Annotated in this window: 1 protein-coding gene; it reads right to left on the reverse strand. The window is 46.0% G+C overall.

Going from position 1 to position 531, the window contains the following annotated elements; genetic code table 11:
* Positions 1–531, reverse strand: a 531-nt coding sequence (truB, locus tag ABN217_RS20310) for a tRNA pseudouridine(55) synthase TruB (RefSeq protein ID WP_349460014.1), incomplete at both ends; no start/stop codon positions are given.

Consider the following 531-nt stretch of genomic DNA (forward strand, 5'->3'; position numbering starts at 1 on the left):
CTTGAACTCGGCGCAAATAGGTCACATGAGCACCACAGCCTAACATTTCACCTAAATCATCAATGATGGTTCGAATATAAGTGCCTTTAGAACAGTGGATTTCCAGCTCAAGCTCATTACCTTCTAAGCGAATAAACTGTAACTCATAGACTGTAATTGGGCGGGCTTCGCGCTCTACGGTGATCCCCTTTCGTGCATACTCATACAGAGGGCGTCCTTGATGTTTCAATGCGGAATACATTGAGGGAACTTGCAAAGTATCACCACGAAAGTGCTCTAAAGCCTCATCAAGCTGAGCTTGTGTAAACTCAATGTTACGCTCACTGATGATTTCTCCGTGAGAGTCAGAAGTGTCGGTACGTTGCCCCAAGCGAGCAATTACACGATAACGTTTATCTGAATCAAGTAAAAACTGAGAGAATTTGGTTGCTTCACCAAGACACACTGGGAGCATCCCTGTTGCAAGTGGATCTAACGCACCGGTGTGGCCCGCTTTATTTGCATTGAAGAAGCGCCGCACTTTTTGCAGCG

The organism is Proteus sp. fly-1067, from assembly GCF_040139345.1.
Taxonomy (GTDB): domain Bacteria; phylum Pseudomonadota; class Gammaproteobacteria; order Enterobacterales; family Enterobacteriaceae; genus Proteus; species Proteus vulgaris_B.